At 65.4% G+C, this 610-nt stretch carries 1 protein-coding gene and 1 pseudogene; both read right to left on the bottom strand.

Annotation, left to right across the window (positions count from 1 at the left end):
• Positions 1–526: pseudogene (locus CSC62_RS17485) on the bottom strand (DUF802 domain-containing protein); the annotation flags it as partial.
• A 10-nt stretch (positions 527–536) separates the two neighbouring features.
• Positions 537–610 (bottom strand): DUF3348 family protein (locus CSC62_RS17480; protein WP_162407907.1); only part of this gene is annotated, 74 nt, incomplete at its 5' end.

The raw sequence follows: 610 nt of genomic DNA, 5'->3' as shown, positions 1-610 counted from the left end.
ACAATCCCAGCATGGCCGATGTCGCCACACCGGCGATGGAGGTGCCGAACGCGAACGCCAGGCCTTCCACCGGTGCTGCGAGCGAGCCGCGAATGGCCTGCAGATCGGTGGCGCTCTGCAATGCAAAGCCGGTGCCCTTGAGCGTGGCCATCATGCCGAGCAAGGTGCCGAGCATGCCGAGCAACACCAGCAAGCCGACCAGATACGGCGTCAGCACCGGTGCCGGCAACGCCACGCGCTCGCCCCTGATACGCAGGCGCACCGCATTACGCAGGCCGGGGTGTACCGCCTGCAGCCAATCGCTCAGGGCAGAAGGCGCCGTGGTCAACCCATCGACTGCCGCTTCCAGCGTCGCAGTGGCCTGGCGGTAGCGATACAGCTCCAGCGCGCCGGCCACATAACAGGCGCCGATCACCGCCGCGACGCAGGCGCCGAGCGGGTTGGAGCCGAGATAACCGATGCCGACCCAGCAAACCGCCAGCAGGCCGACGAGAAACACACACACGTGTACGAGAGTTCTGAACATGACGTCCCAGTTAGCGGGTACGAAGCGCTGCAAGCAGGCCTTCGATCGGGTGAAAACGAACATCCAGTTCGGCGAGCAACACGC

It is taken from the genome of Pseudoxanthomonas jiangsuensis (assembly GCF_010093185.1).
GTDB lineage: Bacteria > Pseudomonadota > Gammaproteobacteria > Xanthomonadales > Xanthomonadaceae > Pseudoxanthomonas > Pseudoxanthomonas jiangsuensis.
This window is presented reverse-complemented; position numbering and strand designations above follow the sequence as displayed.